Here is an 18,767-nt window from a genome sequence, read left to right as displayed (position 1 = left end):
CGATCCAATCAGTCCCTCAAGAACGGTTCAGCGGCGGGGATTTGGTGACCCGATTCACAAGAACGCGCGCCGCGCGCTCATCTTCGAGAATCCACCCATCAAATACGGGACGGTCTTAGCCGCATGTGATGGGTCCTCCCTTTACTAACGTTCACGCGCAGCCGATGGTATCACGAACATGAAGATATCCGCGCGCCAGGTCCGAGCCGTCCTGGATGCCTACGTTCGCTACGATGCGCACCTCGATAGCCGCATGTCCATAGCTACAAAAGGCATGACCTTCGCGGCTCCAGACGTCTTCCGGCGACAGTTCGAACTATTGCCCGAACAGCGCGATATCGTCGTCCACGACCTCCGGCACAAGATCCGCTCGGGCAGTTATTATATCTCCAGCACCGAAATCGTCGACGCATTGTTGGGCCGGCTCGCCGCAAATCTCATAGCCGACTGACAATTTCCGGCAATCGGAAACTTTTCAAAGGATGCCGCCGCTCAGCGGTGGAACGCCTGAATCCCATTCGGCGCTCACGCTTCTCGGTGAACGACATGCTTGTATTGACTCGCAAGCTCAACCAAGAGATCGTCATCGGCGACGATATCAGGATCACCATCGTCGCGGTCGGCGGCGATCAGGTGAAAGTCGGCATCACCGCGCCGCGCTCGATTCCCGTTCACCGGTCAGAAGTTCTTCGCGAGCGCACTGCGAACATAGTCAAGCTGGACTCGTTGCGCGAACCGGCCGGAATCGGCTGACCGCCGCTCGATCACGCCTCTCCCAATAGCGCGCGCAGCGTCGACAATAGTCTGACGGCTGCCGAGTCGCGATCGCGCGCGACTTCTGCGAGCCCGGTCGCGCCGATGATCTCACGCCAAGCCGCCACGAGCGATGCGCCGCGATAGCTCGCGAGCGCTTGCGACGCTGCGTACGAGGCACCCGGGGGAGCGCCGATAAGCGCTTCGGGTAGGAGCGCAGCGCTCGCGAGCCGGCCGCCGATGTCGGCGGTCGCGCTTTCCAACGCTAGCTCGAGCGCTTCGACGTCATCATCTCCGAGTCTCACGAAAAGCGACGGTTCGCGGAGCGGCGCGCTTCGCAACGTCGGCGCAGCGGCACGCCGGATGAGATGCTCGGCGCGACCCTCCGCGGCAAACGGGGCGCAGGCTATCGCCTCTTGCAGCACGGCATGATCGATGACGCCCGACCAGGCCAAACGCGCGAGGGTGACCGTCGCAAGCGGACGGTAGCAATGCAATCCGCCAAGTTGCGACTGCGGGTGTCCGACATCGGTCGAACGCGAAAAGGCATGCGACACCGGTTCGTCTTCGACGAACGCGTCTTCTTCGCCGACGATGACCTTCGACGGATCGGAGCGCGGAGCGGCGACGGCCGCTTCGTTCGCCGGTCGAACACCGGCGCCCGAATTCGCGCGGCCGGCGAGAAGCCTGCGCCTGCGCGCTTCGACGAGCAGCATGTCCGCGCTGGGACCCTTGTCGGAGCCGCTCACGATGCGCGCCGCCAGAACATCCACCATGGCATCGGCGGAGGCGGTCCTTGGCGATCGGAGATCGTCGACGGTGGTTCTTCGCGTGCCGCGGGTTCGCCGATGAAGTTCGCGGCGGCCGCATCGACGTCGCCCTCGCCCACCGACGTCCGACCGTTTTGCGCCGCTTCTTCCATGCTCTCGCGCGCGAGCACCGTGAGCCGGCGGGGCAGACCGGCCGCGCGGCGCCAAAGCAACGTGGCGGCGCCGGGACCGAAGGGAGAATCGGGCCTCGCATAACCGGCGCGCCGCAGGCGATGGTCGAGCATCGCCGCCGCTTCGCTTTCCGTCAGCGGTCGCAATTGCAGAAGAAGAGCGATGCGATCGCTGAAGTTGGGCTGCGCTCGAAGCGCGTCGGCCAGCTCCGGCTGGCCGGCGAGCACGATCGACAAGAGTTTACGGTCGTCCAGTTGGTAGTTGAGCAGAGAGCGAAGGCTTTCGAGCAGCGCGGGACTCAAGGTTTGCGCCTCATCGATGAAGAGCACCGCTTGGCGTCCTTCGTCGATCGCCGACGAGAAGAGCGCGCGTTTGAGCGCATCTTTGCGCGCGCGCACGCCCGATGCGGCCGGCGCGTCGAAGCCGAACGCACCGAGAATGCCGTCCAACAATTCGGCCTCATCGCCGAACGAGGGATCGAGCACGGCGGCGACGAGGAAGCGTTCGTCTTCGAGCAGCGGTTCTTGTGCTGCGTTGAGCAAGGTCGTCTTGCCGGCGCCGATCGGGCCGACCACCACGGCCAGGCCACGTCCCTGCGCCAAGCATTCGGTCAGCCGCCGCTTGGCGTGCGCGCAGGAGATGGTCTCGTAATAGAACGAGGGGTCGGCCGTATCCAAGAACGGATCGCGACGCAGACCGAACGTCTCGACGAACATCGCGTGGAGGTTCAAGCGCGAACGGCGGTGCGCCCCCCGCCGCGCGCCGATTTGCGCGGTCAGCATCGATATGCTATACTACCGTGGGCTATCGGACGGGACAAATGTGCCGCTGGTCGCCTGATTTTAGGACCGTAATCCGGCCCTAGTTAACGTAAAGACGTGGCCTGCCCGCTTGGGCCGGCTGGAAAGAAGGCTCATCCTTGTCCACAGCTGCATCCGTCATTTCCATGAAGCAACTGCTCGAAGCCGGTGTGCATTTCGGGCACCAGACCCGCCGTTGGAACCCGAAGATGGCGAAGTTCATCTTCCAAGAGCGCAACGGCATCTATATCATCGACCTGCAGAAAACCGTCGTCAAGCTGCGTCAAGTCTACTCGGCGGTCAAAGAGATGTCGCGGCGCGGCAAGATCTTTCTGTTCGTCGGCACGAAAAAGCAAGCGCAAGACGCCATCAAAGAAGAAGCCGACCGCTGCGGCATGTATTTCGTCACGCAGCGCTGGCTCGGCGGCACGCTCACCAATTTCCAGACCATGCAGAAACGCATCACGAGGCTTCGCGAGCTCGAACGCATGCGCGACACCGGCGCGTTCGAAGTGCTGCCGAAAAAAGAAGTCAGCCTGCTCGACGACGAGCTGCAGCGGCTCGAACGCTTTCTTGGCGGCATCAAGGATATGCCGCGGCTGCCCGACGCGGTCTTCATCATCGACCCGCGCAAAGAACGCATCGCCGTCTTGGAAGCGCGAAAGTTGAAGATCCCGATCATCGCCGTGGTCGACACGAACTGCGACCCCGATGAGATCGATTTTCCGATTCCGGGAAATGACGACGCCATCCGTGCGGTGAAGCTCATGGCTGGGAAAATAGCCGACGCCGTCATCGAAGGCCGCACCGAGGCAGAATCGGGCGGCGAACCCGGCGAGCCGGTTGCTCCGGCGAGTCAGACGGCTCCCGCGGCGCCGGCAGCGGCTTCCCCGGAAGCGGCAACGCCGGCGGCGACCGAGATGGAACCTGAAATTTCACCCGCTACGGCCGGCTGAAGCCGGCCATTTTCTTAAAGACACGAAGAGGATATGGGAAGCACAGGAATGACCGCAGAGTACGCGCCGACCGCACAAGAGATCAAGCGACTTCGAGAGGCCACGAACGCGCCGGTGATGGATTGCCGGCGTGCGCTTGCCGAGAGCGAGGGCGACATCGCCAAAGCCACGGAATTCTTGCTCAAGCGCGGACAGGAGATCGCTGAGAAGAAGGCCGGTCGCGAAGTCCGCGAGGGCTTCATCGGCCACTACATCCATCAGGGTGGGAAGATGGGGGTCCTCGTCGAGCTGGCTTGCGAGACCGATTTCGTCGCGAGAAACGACCAGTTCAAGAAACTGGCCCACGATGTCGCCGTGCACATCTGCGCTTCGCGGCCGATCTTCGTCCGTAAGGAAGACGTGCCCGCGAGCGTCGTCAAAGAGAAGGAAGCCGAGCTCGGCGCGAAAATCGAGAAATTCTATGAAGAATCGGTGCTGTTGGAGCAGCCGTACGTGCGCGACGAGAGCAAGACCATCGCCGATCTGATCGGCGCGACGGTCGGCATCCTTGGGGAGAATATCCAGGTGCGCCGCTTCGCGCGCTTTGACATCGGCGACAACTAGCCGTGACGAGCAGCGGTGGAAACGGCAAACCGGTCTATCGCCGCGTGCTGCTGAAGCTCAGCGGCGAAGCGTTCGGCGCGAGCACCGCCGAGTCGATCCACGCTGATACGCTCTATCTCATCGCGAGCCAGATCAAGGAAGTCGCCGAAGCGGGCGTGCAGATCGCCTGCGTCATCGGCGGCGGCAACATCTGGCGCGGCCGCGCGGCCGGCTCGGCCATGGACCGCTCCACCGCCGACTATATGGGCATGTTGGCCACGGTCATCAATGGTCTTGCCTTGCAAGACGCGCTCGAAAATATCGGCGTCACCACGCGCGTGCAGACCGCGATCTCGATGCACCAGGTGGCCGAGCCCTACATCCGCCGGCGCGCGATCCGGCACTTGGAGAAGGGCCGCGTCGTGATCTTCGCGGGCGGCACCGGGAACCCATATTTCACCACCGACACCACCGCGGCGCTGCGGGCGCTCGAAATCGGGGCCGAGGCTATTCTCAAAGCCACCCAGGTGGACGGCGTGTACAGCGCCGATCCGAAGAAGGATCCGACTGCCGTCCGCTTCCGTACGCTGGACTATTTGGAAGTGCTCAAACTCGGCCTTTCGGTCTTGGACAACACGGCGCTCACGCTGTGCATGGACAACGGACTGCCCATCGTCGTGTTCGAACTCATGCGCAGCGGCAACATCAAACGCGTCATATGGGGCGAGCCGATCGGCACGTTTGTCGGGAAGGCGGAGAGCAGTGTTACCCCAATTATATAAAGATCTCGAGGACCGCATGAAGAAGGCGGTCGAAAACGTGCGCGGAGAGTTCACCTCGATCCGTACCGGTCGGGCGAACATCGCGCTGCTTGACCACATCACGGTCGAAGCGTACGGCAGCGAAATGCCGCTCAAACACGTCGCCAACATCAGCGTGCCGGATGCACGCAGTCTGCTCGTACAGCCGCACGACAAGTCGTTGCTGGGCGACGTCCGCAAGGCCATCGAAAAATCGGATTTGGGCATCACGCCGAACGTCGACGGCAACGTCGTCCGCTTGGGTCTTCCGCCGCTCACCGAAGAGCGCCGCAAAGAACTTGTGAAAGTCGTTCACAAGCGCGCGGAAGAGGGGCGCGTTGCCGTACGCAACATCCGTCGCGACGGCCACGATCATCTCAAGTCCGGCCAAAAAGACGCGAAGATCAGCGAAGACGAAGCGCGGCGCGCCAACGACCAGATCCAAAAGCTCACCGACAAATACATCGCGGACGTCGATGCGCTCGTGGAAGGCAAAGAGAAAGAGATCATGGAGGTGTGAGCGCCGCCGCCGCCGCACCTGAAAGTACGTTGCCCTCAAACGGTCGTGATCTATGACGCTCGACGCCTCGGCCGCCGCCACGGCCGGCCTCGACCCCGCCAATATGCCGCGTCACCTCGCCGTCATCATGGACGGCAACCGGCGTTGGGCACGCGAACGGCGGCTGCCTGCGGTCGAGGGACACCGCCGCGGCGTCACCGCGCTGCGCGAACTTGTGCGCGCCTGCAGCGAGCTCGGCGTGCCGACCCTCACGGTGTACGCATTTTCCACGGACAACTGGAAGCGCGATGCGTTTGAGATCTCGCTGCTGCTCGATCTGCTCGTCCATTTCGCCGCTGCGGAAGAAGCGGAGTTGAACGAGCAGGGTGTTGCGGTCCGGCCGATCGGGCGCATTGACGAGCTTCCCGCCAATCAGCGCGACGCGCTGCGCGTGCTCGCCGAGCGCACTTCGTCGAACCACCGCGTGCTGTTGAATCTTGCGATCAACTACAGCGCCCGCGCAGAGCTTGCCGACGCTGCGCGCGAGCTCGCGGCCGATGTGGCTGCAGGCAGGCTCGCGCCCGCCGACATCGGCGATGAGACTCTGCGCGACTACCTGTACACTCGGGGCCTGCCGGATCCCGACATCCTCATCCGCACCGGCGGTGAGATGCGCTTGTCGAACTTCATGCTCTGGCAGGTGGCCTACACCGAGCTGCACGTGACCGACGTGTATTGGCCCGACTTCCGGCGCGCCCACTTGCTGCAGGCGATATCCGATTACCAGAAGCGCGCCCGGCGCTTCGGCGGCTCGTGATTCGCGACGCGACGGTCGTGCGGCGCGAAGACGCGTTGCGCGCAGGATTGAGTTTCCGCCGTGTGCTCAACGGGTCGCTCGTCGCTGCCGCCGGGTTGGGATCGGTGTTCTATCCGCCCGCGCTCGCCGTGATCCTCGCGATGATCGCCGTCTTCGGCGTCGTCGAGCTGCGCAATCTTTCTCGGCGGACGGGCGGCGATTTTTCATTGCCGGTCGCGTTGTGCGGCAGCCTCGCGTACGTCGTTCTGCCGCTGCTCGGCTTGCTGCAGCGCTTCGAATCCGCGCTGGTCGCGTTCATCGTCCTCGCAGCCATGGTCTCGGCATTCCGGCATGGCACGGCGACGTTCTTCGAACGCTCCAGCCGCACGGCGTTCGCAGCGCTCTATCTCGGCAAGCCGCTTTCGTACTTCCTCTTGCTGCGGATGAGCGGCTCGGCGGAACACGGCATCGCGATCACGATATGGACGATCGTCGTCGTCGCGCTCACGGACATCGTCGGCATGGTTGTCGGGATCAGACTCGGCAAGACGTCGCTTGCACCGCTGCTCTCGCCACGCAAGACCTGGGAAGGAGCGATCGCCGCTTTCGTCGTGGCGACGGGCGCCGGGGTCGCTATGGGATTGTCGCCGCAGATCGGCGCACCGTGGTGGCTCGGCGTCGCATTCGGCGCGGCGGTCTCGTGCGCCGCGGTGGTCGGCGATCTCGTGGAATCGGCGATCAAGCGAAATGCGCAGGTGAAGGATTCGGGCGAGATCATCGCCGGCCATGGTGGCGTGCTCGATCGTTTCGATTCCTACTTGGTCGCCGGCTTCATCGCGTACACGGTGCTCGGCGCGGCAGGCGGGCTCTAGCCGGTCCATGCGTGCGCTCGCAATTCTCGGGTCCACCGGCTCGGTTGGCCGGCAAGCACTCGATGTCGTCCGCGTGCATCCGGAACTGTTCGCGGTCAGCGCGCTTGCGGGCAACCTCAACATCGATCTTCTGGCACAGCAAGCAAACGAGTTTCGTCCGCCGCTGCTGTCGGTCGGCGCAGCGGAGAGCATCGAGCTATTGCAGGCGAGGCTTGCGTATCAGCCCCGGATCGTATGCGGCGCCGGCGGATTGCTCGCCGCAGCGATGGAGAGCGGCGCGCAGCGCGTGCTCGCCGCGACGGACGGCATGACGGCGTGGCCCGCGGTCTACGCGGCGGCGAAATCCGGATTGGACATCGCGCTTGCGAACAAAGAGATCGCCGTGGCGGCGGGCGAGCCGCTGTTCGCCGCCGCCGCTGCATCGGGAGCGCGAATTCTGCCGGTCGATTCCGAACACAGCGCGGTCTTTCAATGCCTCGAAGGCGAGCGGCGCGCGGACGTTCGCACCATCGTGCTCACCGCGAGCGGCGGGCCATTTTGGGATCTCGGGCTAGACGAGATGCGGCGAGCGACTCCCGCGGAGGCCTTGCGCCATCCGACGTGGTCGATGGGTGCGAAGAACACGATTGATTCGGCGACGCTGATGAACAAGGGTCTTGAAGTCATCGAAGCAAGCCGGTTCTTCGGCTTGCGCGCAGACCAAATCGAAGTCGTCGTCCACCGGTCGAGCATCGCGCACGCGTTCGTCGTGTTCGGCGACGGCTGCATCAAAGCACAACTCGCGGCGCCGGACATGAAATTGCCCATCGGCTATGCGCTCGCATATCCGGACCGATTGTCCACCGCACCAGATGACATGGCCCCGCGGCGCGCTATCGGTCTTGCTGGTGAAAAGGTGACGTTGACGTTCGAACCCGTGGACGAAGGCCGCTTCCCTTGCCTTCGGCTCGCCTTTCGCGCGCTGGAAGCAGGCGGGACGTATCCCGCGGTGCTCTCCGGCGCGAACGAAGAGGCAGGACGGGCTTTCCTGCAAGAGAAAATCTGCTTCACCGACATCGCGACGCTGGTGGCAAACTCGCTCGACGCCCACGAGGGACGCGCGGCGACCCCTGACGCTGTGGCTGAATCGGATGTCTGGGCTCGCGGCCACGTTCGCGCTGCCATCCTCGCCACCGCGCACTAGCGCACGGATGCACACTTGATCGCATTAACCGTCCCCGCGCCCGCCTTGCTTCTCGCGTTCGATCCGGCCGTCATCGGGCAAGTCGCGATCTTTCTCGTCATCCTTGCGGCGCTCGTCATCTTCCACGAATTCGGCCACTTCATCTTCGCCAAACGTTTCGGCGTGACTGTGGAGGAGTTCGCGGTCGGATTCGGACCGCGCCTCGCGTCGGTGACGCGCGGCGGCACGGCATACACGATCAACGCCCTTCCGCTCGGCGGCTACTGCAAGATGCTCGGCGAAGACACGGCCGACGACGGCACCGCCAATCCCGGCAACTTCCAGCATAAGCCGCTGTGGCAGCGCATCGTCATCATCCTCGCGGGCCCGCTTTTCAATTTCATCCTCGCGGCGATCGTGTTCGCATTCATTGGCGCCGTCATCGGCGTTCCTAAGGGAAGCACGAACATCATCGGGCAGATCTTGCCCGGCTATCCGGCAGCCAAAGCCGGACTCCAGGCTGGTGACGCAATCGTCGCCTTCAACGGCACACCGGTCAAGAGCGGCGATGAATTGATCGACGCGATCCATCGACAGATTCGCAAGCCTGTGACGGTCGACGTCCGGCGCAACGGCGTCATCAAACATTTCGCGATGGTCACCGCGAGCAAGGAACAGAACGGCACGACCGTCGGCGTCCTCGGTTTCAATCCGGCGCCGGAGATCAGCCGCACGAGCGTGATCGACGGCGTCGCGTGGGGATTCACCGCGGTTGCCGCGGCGGTCGTCGCGCAAGTCGTCGGCATCGTCGGCGCCGTGTCCAGTCATGACGCTTCGGCGATCAGCGGCACGGTCGGCGTCGCGCGGGTGGTGATCCAGGCCGAGAAGATGGGCCTGTTCTACGTGCTCTACCTAGCCGGCGAGCTTTCGGTCGTGCTCGGACTTTTCAATCTGTTGCCAATTCCGGCCCTCGACGGTGGACGTCTCGCGTTCCTCGCGGTCGAAGGCGTGCGCGGCAGACCGGTCGATCCGGAAAAAGAGGGACTCGTTCACCTGACCGGATTCGCGCTCATCATGGTGCTGTTCGTATTCGTCACGTATCACGACATCGTACAATGGATCAACGGAAAGGGCGGCATTTGAGCCTGGACGAGGTGCCGCAGTGGAGCGGCGTACAATCTCGCAGCCCCGATCCGCCGCCATTGCCTCCGCGCAGGATCACGCGCAAAGTCAAAGTCGGCTACCTCGCCATCGGCGGCGACGCTCCGGTCTCCGTCCAATCCATGACCACGACGAAAACCGACGATTGGGCGGCGACGCTCGAACAAGTCGATCAGCTTGCCGCGGTTGGATGCGAGATCGTCCGCATCTCCGTTCCGGACGCAAAGGCGGCCGCAGCGTGCCGCAAGATCAAAGCCGGTGCGAAGGTTCCGCTTGTCGCAGATATTCATTTCGATCACCGTTTCGCGCTCGCGGCGATCGAGGCGGGTTGGGATAAGCTCCGCCTGAATCCGGGCAACATCCGCGACGCCGTGAAGGTGCGCGAAGTGGTGCGCGCCGCGCAGGGGCAGTCCATGCCCATCCGCATCGGCGTGAACATGGGCTCGCTGGCGCCGGACATCGTCCAAACCCTGGGCCGCACGCCCGCGGGCATGGTCGAATCGGCGCGCCGCCACATACGAATCCTCGAAGAGCTGGAGTTCGGCGATATCGTGGTATCGCTGAAGGCGCACGACGTGCGCTCGACGGTCGCCGCGTATCGCATGCTCGCACGCGAATGCGATTATCCATTCCATCTGGGCATCACCGAAGCGGGCACCCTGCGCACGGGAACCGTGAAGAGCAGCGTCGGCCTCGGCATGCTGTTGGCCGATGGCATCGGCGACACGATCCGCGTCTCGCTTGCCGCCGATCCCGTCGAAGAGGTGCCGGTCTGTTGGGAGATCCTCAAATCGCTCGGCATCCGCGAACGCGGCGCCGAGATCACCGCATGTCCGTCGTGCGGCCGCGTGCAGGTCGATATCCTCAAACTTGCCGAGGCCGTCGAACGCGTGACCGCGGAATATCGCGCACCGGTCAAAGTGGCGGTGATGGGGTGCGCGGTCAACGGTCCGGGCGAAGCCTCGATGGCCGACGTCGGGATCGCCGGCGGCAAGGGCATGGGGCTCATCTATCGCGACGGCGTCAAAGTCCGCTCGTTGCCCGAAGCGCAGTTGCTGGACGGTCTTCGCGAGGAAATCGAAAAGGTCATCGCCGACCGCTATCCAGAGTATCGATAACGTGCGCGGCGCGCGCGCGCTGCCTTGGCTGATACTGATCGTGTCAGCGGCGCTCCGGCTCTTCGAAGCGATCGCCCGGCCGCTGTACGTCGACGAAGGCCTTTCGTTGCATCTCGCTGGCTTGCCATACGCACAAGCACTCGACTACCTTTATTCGCTCGACGTGCACCCGCCGGGATTCACGGTCTTCTTGGCGGCGTTGATGGCGCTTCATTTCTCTGACCTGGCGATACGCGTGACAATGGCGGCCTTCGGCACGCTATCGGTCGCGCTGTTGATGCAGGTCATGCGCGCGTGGCGGCGCGACTCCACGGAAGTGCTCGCGGCGGGCTTTTGCGCAGCGCTCATGCCGTCGTTGATCTACTACGATGGGATGGTGCGGATGTACGCGCCGTTCGATGCCCTTGTGCTGTGCTCGTTCCTGCTCTTGAGCGTGCTATCGGCGAACGACCGCATCGCGCCGATACGCCGCCGCATGCTGTGGGTTGCGTGGACCGTCTGCCTGGCGGCGAGCATTTGGCTGCTATATCTCGGATTTTTCATGATCGCCGCGCAAATCGCGTATCTCGCGATCACGCGCCGCGACGGTCTCGTGCGCGGGCTCGTCGGGGTGGCAGCCGCCGTCGCATTGTGGATGCCGCAGTGGCCATCGTTCCTCCACCAGATGCCGAACGGCGGTCTTGCCTTCGCGCAACTGCTCGCCGACGTGCCGGCAGCCATCGGACGATTGAGCGCTCAGTTCACGATCGCGCCGTTCGCGCAGGGCCTGCAGCTCAACTGGCTCGCCGCGCTGATGTGGATCGTCATCGTGATCTTCTTCCTCGCGGCGGTGCGCTTCGCACCGACGACGCTGTTGCCTTGGCTTGCATCACCCGCCGTTTTGACGCTCGCCTACAGCATCGCCGCGCACAAGGCGCTGTATCTCGATCGCTATTATCTTATCGCGGCGTACGCGGTGTGCGCGTGGGCGGGTGTCGCGCTGGCAAGCGCTCTGCGGCTGTGGCCCCGCGGCGCGAAAGCGGCAGGCGCTCTTGTCGGCGCAGCGTTGTTCGCGCAGGCCGTCGTCTACGCGGTCGAACCGGCGAATTACACCGCCGACTGGCCGGCCGTCGAACGCCGCATATTTCAAGGGCAACCCGCGGCGTATGTCTTCGACCGCGGCACGCCCGTGCGCGTGATCGAGCGCAGTGGGCTCTTGACCGGACGATCCTACGCGGGCATCCTTTCGCCGGATGACGCCGACGCGACCGTCAGCTCGCTTCGCCGGTACTCGCGCGTCTGGTACGTGGAGTATCAGCGCTACGAAGTCGATCCCGATGCACGCGTCATCCATTACCTGGTCGCGAACTTCCACGCGGGCGGCCAGTGGGTGTATCCGCGCGACGTCCCCGGCGAAACGGTCACGGTCGGCTACTTCTACCGCTGAAGCGGCGGATGGCGCGGTCAAGGGATTTAGCCGGACCGCCGGAATTGACGCCGCATGTCCAAAGACGTCGAGAAAAAAGAAGTCAAAAGCATTCCCGCAAAAGATGCGGACCTTTCGGAGTGGTACACCCAAGTATGTCTGCGCGCGCAGCTCGTCGATTACGCGCCGGTGCGCGGCTGCATCGTGCTGCGTCCATACGGCCATGCCATCTGGGAACTCATCCGCGACGAATTCGACAAGCGTTTCAAAGCGACCGGGCATCAGAACGCCTACTTCCCGCTGCTCATCCCGGAAAGCTTGCTCGTGCGCGAGGCGGAGCACGTCGAGGGTTTCGCCCCCGAAGTGGCGTGGGTGACCGAAGGCGGCGGCGAAAAGCTCACGGAGCGGCTGGCCATCCGGCCTACGTCTGAAGCGATCATCGGCGTGATGTACGCGCGTTGGGTGCAATCGCATCGCGACCTGCCCATCCTCATCAATCAGTGGGTGAATGTGATGCGGTGGGAAAAATCGACGCGTCCGTTCTTGCGAACGCTTGAATTCCTATGGCAGGAAGGGCACACCGCGCATTCCACCGAGATCGAGGCTGCCGAAGAAGTGCAGCGCATGCTCGAGGTGTATCGCGAAGTCGCCGAGGACGTGCTCCGGCTGCCGGTCATCAAAGGCCGCAAGAGCGAGCACGAAAAATTCGCCGGCGCGAGCGCGACGTACGCTATTGAAGCGCTCATGCCCGACGGCAAGGCACTGCAAGCCGGCACATCGCACGAACTGGGGCAGCACTTCGCCAAAGCGTACGACATCAAGTTCACGGATGTCGACGAGCAGATCAAGTTCGCTTGGACCACCTCATGGGGTGTGTCGTGGCGAATCCTCGGCGGCTTGATCATGGCCCATGGCGACGATCGCGGACTTGTCTTGCCGCCGGCGGTCGCACCCTATCAAGTGGTCATCGTGCCGATCCTTCGCAAAGGTGACGAGACCGTGATGGCTGCGGCCCGCGATCTGCACAAGTCGCTGTCCGGCGTCGTGCGCGTCCATCTGGACGACCGCGTCGAACAGACCGCGCCTTGGAAATTCAACGAATGGGAGATGCGAGGAGTGCCGCTGCGCCTTGAGATCGGCCCGCGCGATGTCGCCGCCGGCCAGGTGACGATCGCGCGGCGCGACACGCAGGAGAAGATAGCAGTGCCGCTCGCGGAGCTGACCTCGCGCATTCCGGAACTGCTCGATGCGGTGCAGCGTACGATCTACGAGCGTGCGGTCGAGTACCGCGATACTCATACGGTCAACGCGGATACGCGCGAAGCATTCGTCGAGGCGTTGAAGAGTCAGCGCGGATTCGTCCAAGCGGCGTGGTGCGAACGCACGGACTGCGAACTGGACATCAAAGCCGAGACCAGCGCGGTTTCGCGCGTGATATCCGGCAGCGCCGCCGACGGCGCGACGTGCGCGTTCTGCGGGCGCCCGGCCAAGGTGACCGCGTATTTCGCGCGCTCGTACTGATCGCCGCACGGCATGCCGATGATCGTCGCCCTCGTCGCCGCGGTGTTCATGTATCACCATGTCTCGCCCACCGTACAGCCCGGAAAATACGCGCGCGCGCTGACGGTCACCCCGCACGAATTCGGCGAGCAGCTCGCATGGCTTCGCGCGCGCGGCTGCGCGATCGTGCATGCGTCGACGATCGTCGACGACGCGCGTGCCGGTACGCTCGCTCCCTGTGAAGTCGCGCTCACGTTTGACGACGGTTACGACGATGCCGCCGCGTACGCCGCACCGTTGCTCACGCAGGCCGGCGCGACGGGCACATTTTTCATCAGCACGGGTGAGATCGGCACGCGCGGCCACCTGACGGTCGCCGATCTCAAGGCGTTCGACTCACTTGGCATGGAGCTCGGCGCGCACACCGTGCATCACGTCGACCTCGTGCGGGTGAGCAAGAGCATGCGCGATGCGGAGGTCGACGATTCGGCGGCGATGCTGCAGACGTGGACCGGCAAGCGCGTGACCGACTTCGCCTACCCATCGGGCCGCTACGATGCCGAAGTCGAGAGATCTGTCGCGGCCGCGGGGCTCAAGCGGGCCTTCACGACCGATCAAGGCGGCATCAACGGCTCGACGATTCGGGACATGTTCGCGTTGCCGCGCTACCGCATCATTCGCGGATCGGGCATCGGGTTATTTCGAAACGTCCTCGGCGCGGGCGTCTCCACGATTGCCGCAGCAGCGGAGCAAATCCAGTCGGAGTTCATACCGCCGCGGACGGCCGCGGCGCTTGCATCGGTCGCCCGAAAGCGAATCGAGGGGAACGACCTGCCGGTCGCCGAACGCATCGGCATCAGTCTCTTGCGCGAAGAATTCCGGGAGCCCATCGAAAAGATTCATGTGTTGACCGTGCCGGCGGCGAGCGTTGCCGGCATCATGCTGTCAGGTTCGGGATTGCGCGAACCCGTCACCGCGGCGCAGTTCGCGGCAGACGCGCGCGCGATGGCCGAATTGGCGCTCTCGACCGCGCCGTCGCTATCGGAAGTCGACGTGTGGGCGACGATCCCGGAGCCGGTCGCCCTCGGTACGGTGGTGGCCGGCGACTTGGCCGCGCCGACCGATCGAACGGTTCTCTCGTTGTCGTTGCGCCGGGGAGCCGCCCCCACCCGCACGTTCATCGACGAGCACTGGGCGGCGCAGCTTTCGGCACCGGCGACACCCGCGGTCCACTTTAGAGACGTTGAAGAAGAGCATGACCGACCAAGACGATAGCTATAAGAAATCCACGCTCCCCAACGGCATTCGCGTGGTCACCGAGCGGATCGCGCACGTCCGCAGTGCGAGCCTCGGGCTGTGGGTGGGCATCGGGTCTGCGCACGAAGACAGCGCGCAGCGGGGTATCTCTCACGTCATCGAGCACATGCTGTTCAAAGGCACTCCCACGCGAAGCGCGCGCGCCATCGCAGAGCTCATGGATTCCATCGGCGGCAATCTCAACGCGTTCACCGACAAGGAAGCGACGTGTTATCACGCGCGCGTCGTCGACATCCATGCGCCGCTCGCGCTCGAAGTTCTTTCGGACATGTTCTTGCACTCGCTGTTCGACCCGGCGGAACTCGCCAAAGAGCAACAGGTCATCCTCGAAGAGATCCGGATGTACGACGACTCGCCCGACGACATCAATCAGGATCTTTTCTTGAGATCGGTGTGGTCGGGCAGCCCGCTTGGCGAGCCGATCATCGGCTACGCCGAGACCGTCTCCGGCATCACGCCCGATCTTATCCGGTCGTACATCAAGGACCGTTACACACCCGCGAGCGTCATCGTGACCGCGGCGGGCAACGTGGATCACGCGTCATTCGTGGCCGACGTCGAGCGGCTGCTCGGCGGGATGAAGGGCGGCGCGGCCGCCGCCGACGTGGATATGCCGCATTTCCATCAGGTCCGCGTCGTCCGCCGCAAGGACAGCGAACAGGCCTACCTGATGCTCGGCGTGGAGGGCATGTCGTCTTCGGATGACCGGCGCTATCCGATTTCCGTCCTCGATGCCATCCTCGGCGGCGGGATGGCGTCTCGTCTCTTCCAGGAGATCCGCGAAAAGCGAGGTCTCGTCTACAGCGTCTACTCGATGCACAACACGTACCGGCCGGGCGGCACATTCGCGGTATCGGCGGCGACGCGACCGCAAAACGCGGCGGAAGTGATCTCGCTCGTGCGCGCGGAGCTCGCCGCACTCGCGGCGACCGGCGTCACCACCGAAGAGATCGCGCGCGCGAAGGAACATCTCAAGGGCGGTCTCTTGCTCGCGCTCGAGAGCACGAACACGCGCATGATGCGCCTTGGTCGAAGCGAGCTCAACGTCCGCCGTCATGTCCCCGCGTCGGAAGTGGCCGCCCGCATCGAGGCCGTCACCAAGCCGGAGATCGACGCGATCGCATCGGCGATGTTCGGCGCAGCGCGGACGGCGCTCACCGTCGTCGGCCCTGTGGATGAAGATTTCGACGCAGGCGCGCTCGCGGAGTCGGCATAGAGCCGACGCGTGGAAATTTTCCGCCATTTCCCCGACGTCTATCTCATCATCGCGGCGGTCCTGTACATGTTCGCGCAAGCCCTTCAGATGGGCACCGGCGCCGCGCGGCTCGCCGGTGTGCGCACCAAACGCGTCGCGACCGGTCTCACGCTCTTCAACCTATTCGCGACGACCGGGCGCCTTCTCAATCTGTTCTATGCGCCGCTGCTTTCTTCGCTGACCGACCATGCGCGCAACACGCACGACATCGCCGGTTTCGACGGCAAGATGCGGCTGGTCATGATCGCCGCGACGATCGGCGCGGCCCTCGGCGGCGCGCTCATCCCGTGGTCGGTGAGAATCCTCGAACGAGGAATCGGAACATTCGAACGCACGGGCTCGCTCGTCACGGCGCTCGGACGTCTCGCCACGCCGAGCGTTTTCACGTGGGTCTTTTCGGAATTCCGGCTGCCCACCGCGGACACGCTCCGCTACAGCGCGAAGTCGCTTCCGAAATCGTTTCTCGTGTGGAACATCGTGGTGACCGCGTTCTGGGTCGCCGGACCGCTCGCCGCATTGTACGCAAGCGTGCTCGCGCCCGATGTCACCGCCACCTGCATCGCGTTATCCGGACTCATCACCGGCGTCGCGACGATAACCTTGACGCTCATCGTGGACCCGGCGGCGGCGCTCATCACCGACCAAGCGGCGATCGGGCAACGGCCCGAAGCGGACGTGAAGGCGATGTTGTTGTATCTCGTCGTGACGGCCGTCGTGGGGACGCTGCTCTCGCAGTTGCTTCTCAGCCCGGCTGCGGGAGTGATCGCGTATGTCGCGAGGTTCCTCTTCCAACATGGCATGCATCACTAGAGTTTCGGCCTGCGTGGCCGCGGCCATCGCGGCTGCCTGCGTCGCCGGTTGCAGCGGCGGCAGCGTCGCGCGCTGGATGGTCGATTTGCGCTCGTCGCAGGGCGACACCGCGCTCAAGTCCGGCAACGTCGCCGAAGCGCTCGGCGAATACGATCTAGCGCTTCGGCTCGATCCGAAGAACTCGCATGCTCGAGCCGGCCTCGCGAAGGCGCTCACCTTGCGGGCGCAGGCGGAGTTCCAAGACAGCAAACTCGAAGAAGCCGGCACGGACATCGCCAAGGCCCACTTCTACGCGCCCTCGGACGCGGTCACCCAGGCTTTGGCAGGCCAGATCGAACAAGCGACGATCCGTCGTGAGGTCGTGGTTGCGAACTATCCCCTCTATGGATCGATGGCCACGTCGATCGGCGATTCGCTGAAGACGGTCGTGTCCACAAACGCGCAGATCGAAAAAGAGCTCAAAGCCTTTCGCGCCGACTACGACACGAACCACCTGACGAAGGCGATCGTGGAGTCGTACGACTTGGAGGACGAAGCGCATCGCGTCACGTTGCGGCTCACCACGTACCGCGCGCTCGTCCAGTCGGGCGCTGTGAACCGCCAAGCGGCCGCCGCCGCGGATGCCCCGAACCTGCTGCCGATCCCGTAGGCGCCCGTTGGTTCGCGCAGTTCGAGCACCGGATTGCCGATAACCAGACGGTGAAGGCTTCGCCGAACATCCTGCACGTCGATTATCTCGACGGATTGCGAGCGCTGGCCGTCTCGCTCGTCGTCATAAGACACGTCGTCCTTTTCGGCCCGACACTGGCGACAGGGATCTGGCTTCACGTTTTGGATGAAGGTGCACACGGCGTCGACCTGTTCTTCATCCTATCCGGCTTCTGTCTCTCGTACCCCACGTTGATCGCGCTCAAAGCGAACGGCGCCACGCGCTTCAACGTCGCTGAATTCTTCGCCAAACGCATCGTGCGGATCATCCCGCCATATTGGATCGCGCTCGGCATCATCGTCCTGCTCGGGCAACTCGTGATCAATTCGGGAGGCGCGATCGGACAGACGTCGATCTCGATGCCGTCCGTTTGGCAAGCACTCCGCCAATTGGTTTTCTTCGACCACACCGACTTGACGAATTCGTCGTTTTGGAGCCTCGCGGTGGAATTCCGCTGGTACTTGGTTTTTCCGATCGTGCTTTGGTTATGGATCTCTCAACGACGCGCGTTTTGGACGGTCATCGCGGCTTGCGTCATCGCCTATCAGTTCACGCTCGCCGGAGGAGTGGACATGGGAACGCTTCCATGTTTCATGCTCGGGATCGCCGCCGCGGCCGTTCGGGTGAACGGACACCCGATAACGAGATGGGCACCGTTCCTCCTGCCCGTGGCCATTGCGGTGGCCGTTCTGCTCGAACCCACTCGGGGGATCTACTGGCTTGGGCAGGATCAGTTCGGTTGGCACATCGCTTCATTCTTGTTCGTGCTGAGCGTCGGCGCGTTGGCTCCGCTCCGGGCGATCATGGCCTGGCTCCCGCTGCGCGTGATCGGGATCGCGTCATACAGCATTTATTTGATGCATCAGCCGCTTCTCGGAATCTTTATGGGGCGCATGGCATGGTGGTACGCGGTGGCATTGATGTTGGTCGTCTGCTTCGCATTCTGGGGCCTCTTCGAGAGGACGGTGCTCTTAAGCAAGGTCCGCAGGCCGCTCATCGGCGTCTTGGCGAAGCCGATCTCCAATCTCCTAGCATTCTTTGGTGCGCCGTTAGAAATGCATCTCCACCGGACGGTTCAGGTCGAAGGCGGCGACGCGATCGGCATGAAGGACCCGTTCGTTGCGGCTGTTCCTCTCACCGCCGCGGACGCGCCCAACCTGCTGCCGATCCTGTAACAACGACGTGTTAAGTGGTCTGTAGGAGGGCCATTGTACTAGGGCAAGCATCGCTTGCCCCGTTTGTTCCTATGCACGTACTAGGGCAAGCATCGCTTGCCCAATTGGGTGAGCGTTGCTCACCCTAGTACGGGTTACTCACCCTACAAACAACAA

General features: G+C 63.7%; 20 protein-coding genes. 18 read left to right on the top strand and 2 right to left on the bottom strand.

Annotated features, from left to right (window positions below; translation table 11 throughout):
- The first annotated feature begins 178 nt into the window (after positions 1–178).
- Positions 179–451, top strand: a complete 273-nt coding sequence (locus VII69_07550) for a hypothetical protein (GenBank protein HEY5094950.1) — start codon at positions 179–181, stop codon at positions 449–451.
- Between the two features lie 95 nt (positions 452–546).
- Entirely contained in the window at positions 547–753 is a 207-nt protein-coding gene (gene csrA / locus VII69_07545) for a carbon storage regulator CsrA (protein ID HEY5094949.1), read from the top strand.
- An 11-nt stretch (positions 754–764) separates the two neighbouring features.
- Here the strand turns inward: csrA and VII69_07540 are convergent, their stop codons facing one another.
- Both VII69_07540 and VII69_07535 read right to left on the bottom strand, forming a co-directional pair.
- Entirely contained in the window at positions 765–1,502 is a 738-nt protein-coding gene (locus tag VII69_07540; protein ID HEY5094948.1) for a hypothetical protein, read from the bottom strand.
- Positions 1,499–2,476, bottom strand: a complete 978-nt coding sequence (locus VII69_07535; GenBank protein HEY5094947.1) for an AAA family ATPase — start codon at positions 2,474–2,476, stop codon at positions 1,499–1,501. The genes VII69_07540 and VII69_07535 overlap by 4 nt, the downstream gene beginning before the upstream one ends.
- Positions 2,477–2,613: 137 nt before the next feature.
- Between VII69_07535 and rpsB the strand changes: the two genes are divergently transcribed.
- From rpsB to VII69_07455, 16 genes are read left to right on the top strand one after another with little or no spacing between them, the layout of a single operon-like run.
- Positions 2,614–3,450: a 30S ribosomal protein S2 gene (rpsB, locus tag VII69_07530; GenBank protein HEY5094946.1), complete on the top strand. Its 837-nt coding sequence runs from the start codon at positions 2,614–2,616 to the stop codon at positions 3,448–3,450.
- A 48-nt stretch (positions 3,451–3,498) separates the two neighbouring features.
- Positions 3,499–4,053, top strand: a complete 555-nt coding sequence (locus tag VII69_07525; GenBank protein ID HEY5094945.1) for an elongation factor Ts — start codon at positions 3,499–3,501, stop codon at positions 4,051–4,053.
- 2 nt (positions 4,054–4,055) lie between these two features.
- On the top strand, positions 4,056–4,814 hold the full coding sequence (gene pyrH, locus VII69_07520; GenBank protein ID HEY5094944.1) for a UMP kinase: 759 nt from the start codon (positions 4,056–4,058) through the stop codon (positions 4,812–4,814).
- A 16-nt stretch (positions 4,815–4,830) separates the two neighbouring features.
- A complete protein-coding gene (gene frr / locus VII69_07515) occupies positions 4,831–5,352 on the top strand; it encodes a ribosome recycling factor (protein ID HEY5094943.1) in 522 nt (173 codons plus the stop codon).
- A gap of 52 nt (positions 5,353–5,404) precedes the next feature.
- The gene (gene uppS, locus VII69_07510) at positions 5,405–6,148 is read left to right on the top strand and encodes a polyprenyl diphosphate synthase (protein HEY5094942.1); all 744 of its coding nucleotides are present in this window, start codon (positions 5,405–5,407) and stop codon (positions 6,146–6,148) included.
- Positions 6,145–6,999: a phosphatidate cytidylyltransferase gene (locus VII69_07505; GenBank protein HEY5094941.1), complete on the top strand. Its 855-nt coding sequence runs from the start codon at positions 6,145–6,147 to the stop codon at positions 6,997–6,999. Before uppS ends, VII69_07505 begins: the two co-directional genes overlap by 4 nt.
- A 7-nt stretch (positions 7,000–7,006) precedes the next feature.
- Positions 7,007–8,182, top strand: coding sequence for a 1-deoxy-D-xylulose-5-phosphate reductoisomerase (gene dxr, locus VII69_07500; GenBank protein HEY5094940.1), 1,176 nt, complete (start codon positions 7,007–7,009; stop codon positions 8,180–8,182).
- Between the two features lie 15 nt (positions 8,183–8,197).
- Positions 8,198–9,304: a M50 family metallopeptidase gene (locus VII69_07495; GenBank protein ID HEY5094939.1), complete on the top strand. Its 1,107-nt coding sequence runs from the start codon at positions 8,198–8,200 to the stop codon at positions 9,302–9,304.
- Positions 9,301–10,440 (top strand): flavodoxin-dependent (E)-4-hydroxy-3-methylbut-2-enyl-diphosphate synthase, encoded by a 1,140-nt coding sequence (gene ispG / locus VII69_07490; GenBank protein ID HEY5094938.1) that lies wholly within the window; start codon positions 9,301–9,303, stop codon positions 10,438–10,440. Before VII69_07495 ends, ispG begins: the two co-directional genes overlap by 4 nt.
- A gap of 1 nt (position 10,441) precedes the next feature.
- A complete protein-coding gene (locus VII69_07485) occupies positions 10,442–11,866 on the top strand; it encodes a hypothetical protein (GenBank protein HEY5094937.1) in 1,425 nt (474 codons plus the stop codon).
- 54 nt (positions 11,867–11,920) lie between these two features.
- Positions 11,921–13,366 (top strand): proline--tRNA ligase, encoded by a 1,446-nt coding sequence (gene proS, locus VII69_07480; protein ID HEY5094936.1) that lies wholly within the window; start codon positions 11,921–11,923, stop codon positions 13,364–13,366.
- A gap of 12 nt (positions 13,367–13,378) precedes the next feature.
- Entirely contained in the window at positions 13,379–14,620 is a 1,242-nt protein-coding gene (locus tag VII69_07475) for a polysaccharide deacetylase family protein (protein ID HEY5094935.1), read from the top strand.
- Positions 14,601–15,878, top strand: coding sequence for a pitrilysin family protein (locus VII69_07470; GenBank protein HEY5094934.1), 1,278 nt, complete (start codon positions 14,601–14,603; stop codon positions 15,876–15,878). Before VII69_07475 ends, VII69_07470 begins: the two co-directional genes overlap by 20 nt.
- A 9-nt stretch (positions 15,879–15,887) precedes the next feature.
- Positions 15,888–16,727 carry a DUF2837 family protein gene (locus VII69_07465; protein ID HEY5094933.1) on the top strand — a complete coding sequence of 280 codons (840 nt, stop codon included), beginning with the start codon at positions 15,888–15,890 and terminating at the stop codon, positions 16,725–16,727.
- Entirely contained in the window at positions 16,711–17,376 is a 666-nt protein-coding gene (locus tag VII69_07460; GenBank protein HEY5094932.1) for a hypothetical protein, read from the top strand. The genes VII69_07465 and VII69_07460 overlap by 17 nt, the downstream gene beginning before the upstream one ends.
- A 50-nt stretch (positions 17,377–17,426) precedes the next feature.
- Entirely contained in the window at positions 17,427–18,611 is a 1,185-nt protein-coding gene (locus tag VII69_07455; GenBank protein ID HEY5094931.1) for an acyltransferase, read from the top strand.
- The last annotated feature ends 156 nt before the right edge of the window (positions 18,612–18,767 follow it).

The organism is Candidatus Eremiobacteraceae bacterium (assembly GCA_036511855.1).
GTDB lineage: Bacteria > Vulcanimicrobiota > Vulcanimicrobiia > Eremiobacterales > Eremiobacteraceae > JABCYQ01.
Note: the sequence above shows the minus strand (reverse complement) of the source record. Positions and strands in the feature narration are given on the sequence as shown.

What these genes read in the sequence shown, in the direction of transcription:
- frr (HEY5094943.1), top strand. Translation starts at nt 4,831, where the DNA reads ATGAAGAAGGCGGTCGAAAACGTGCGCGGAGAGTTCACCTCGATCCGT.
- VII69_07525 (HEY5094945.1), top strand. Translation starts at nt 3,499, where the DNA reads ATGACCGCAGAGTACGCGCCGACCGCACAAGAGATCAAGCGACTTCGA.
- dxr (HEY5094940.1), top strand. Translation starts at nt 7,007, where the DNA reads ATGCGTGCGCTCGCAATTCTCGGGTCCACCGGCTCGGTTGGCCGGCAA.
- proS (HEY5094936.1), top strand. Translation starts at nt 11,921, where the DNA reads ATGTCCAAAGACGTCGAGAAAAAAGAAGTCAAAAGCATTCCCGCAAAA.
- VII69_07475 (HEY5094935.1), top strand. Translation starts at nt 13,379, where the DNA reads ATGCCGATGATCGTCGCCCTCGTCGCCGCGGTGTTCATGTATCACCAT.
- csrA (HEY5094949.1), top strand. Translation starts at nt 547, where the DNA reads ATGCTTGTATTGACTCGCAAGCTCAACCAAGAGATCGTCATCGGCGAC.
- uppS (HEY5094942.1), top strand. Translation starts at nt 5,405, where the DNA reads ATGACGCTCGACGCCTCGGCCGCCGCCACGGCCGGCCTCGACCCCGCC.
- VII69_07550 (HEY5094950.1), top strand. Translation starts at nt 179, where the DNA reads ATGAAGATATCCGCGCGCCAGGTCCGAGCCGTCCTGGATGCCTACGTT.
- VII69_07535 (HEY5094947.1), bottom strand. Translation starts at nt 2,476, where the DNA reads ATGCTGACCGCGCAAATCGGCGCGCGGCGGGGGGCGCACCGCCGTTCG.
- VII69_07470 (HEY5094934.1), top strand. Translation starts at nt 14,601, where the DNA reads ATGACCGACCAAGACGATAGCTATAAGAAATCCACGCTCCCCAACGGC.
- VII69_07460 (HEY5094932.1), top strand. Translation starts at nt 16,711, where the DNA reads ATGGCATGCATCACTAGAGTTTCGGCCTGCGTGGCCGCGGCCATCGCG.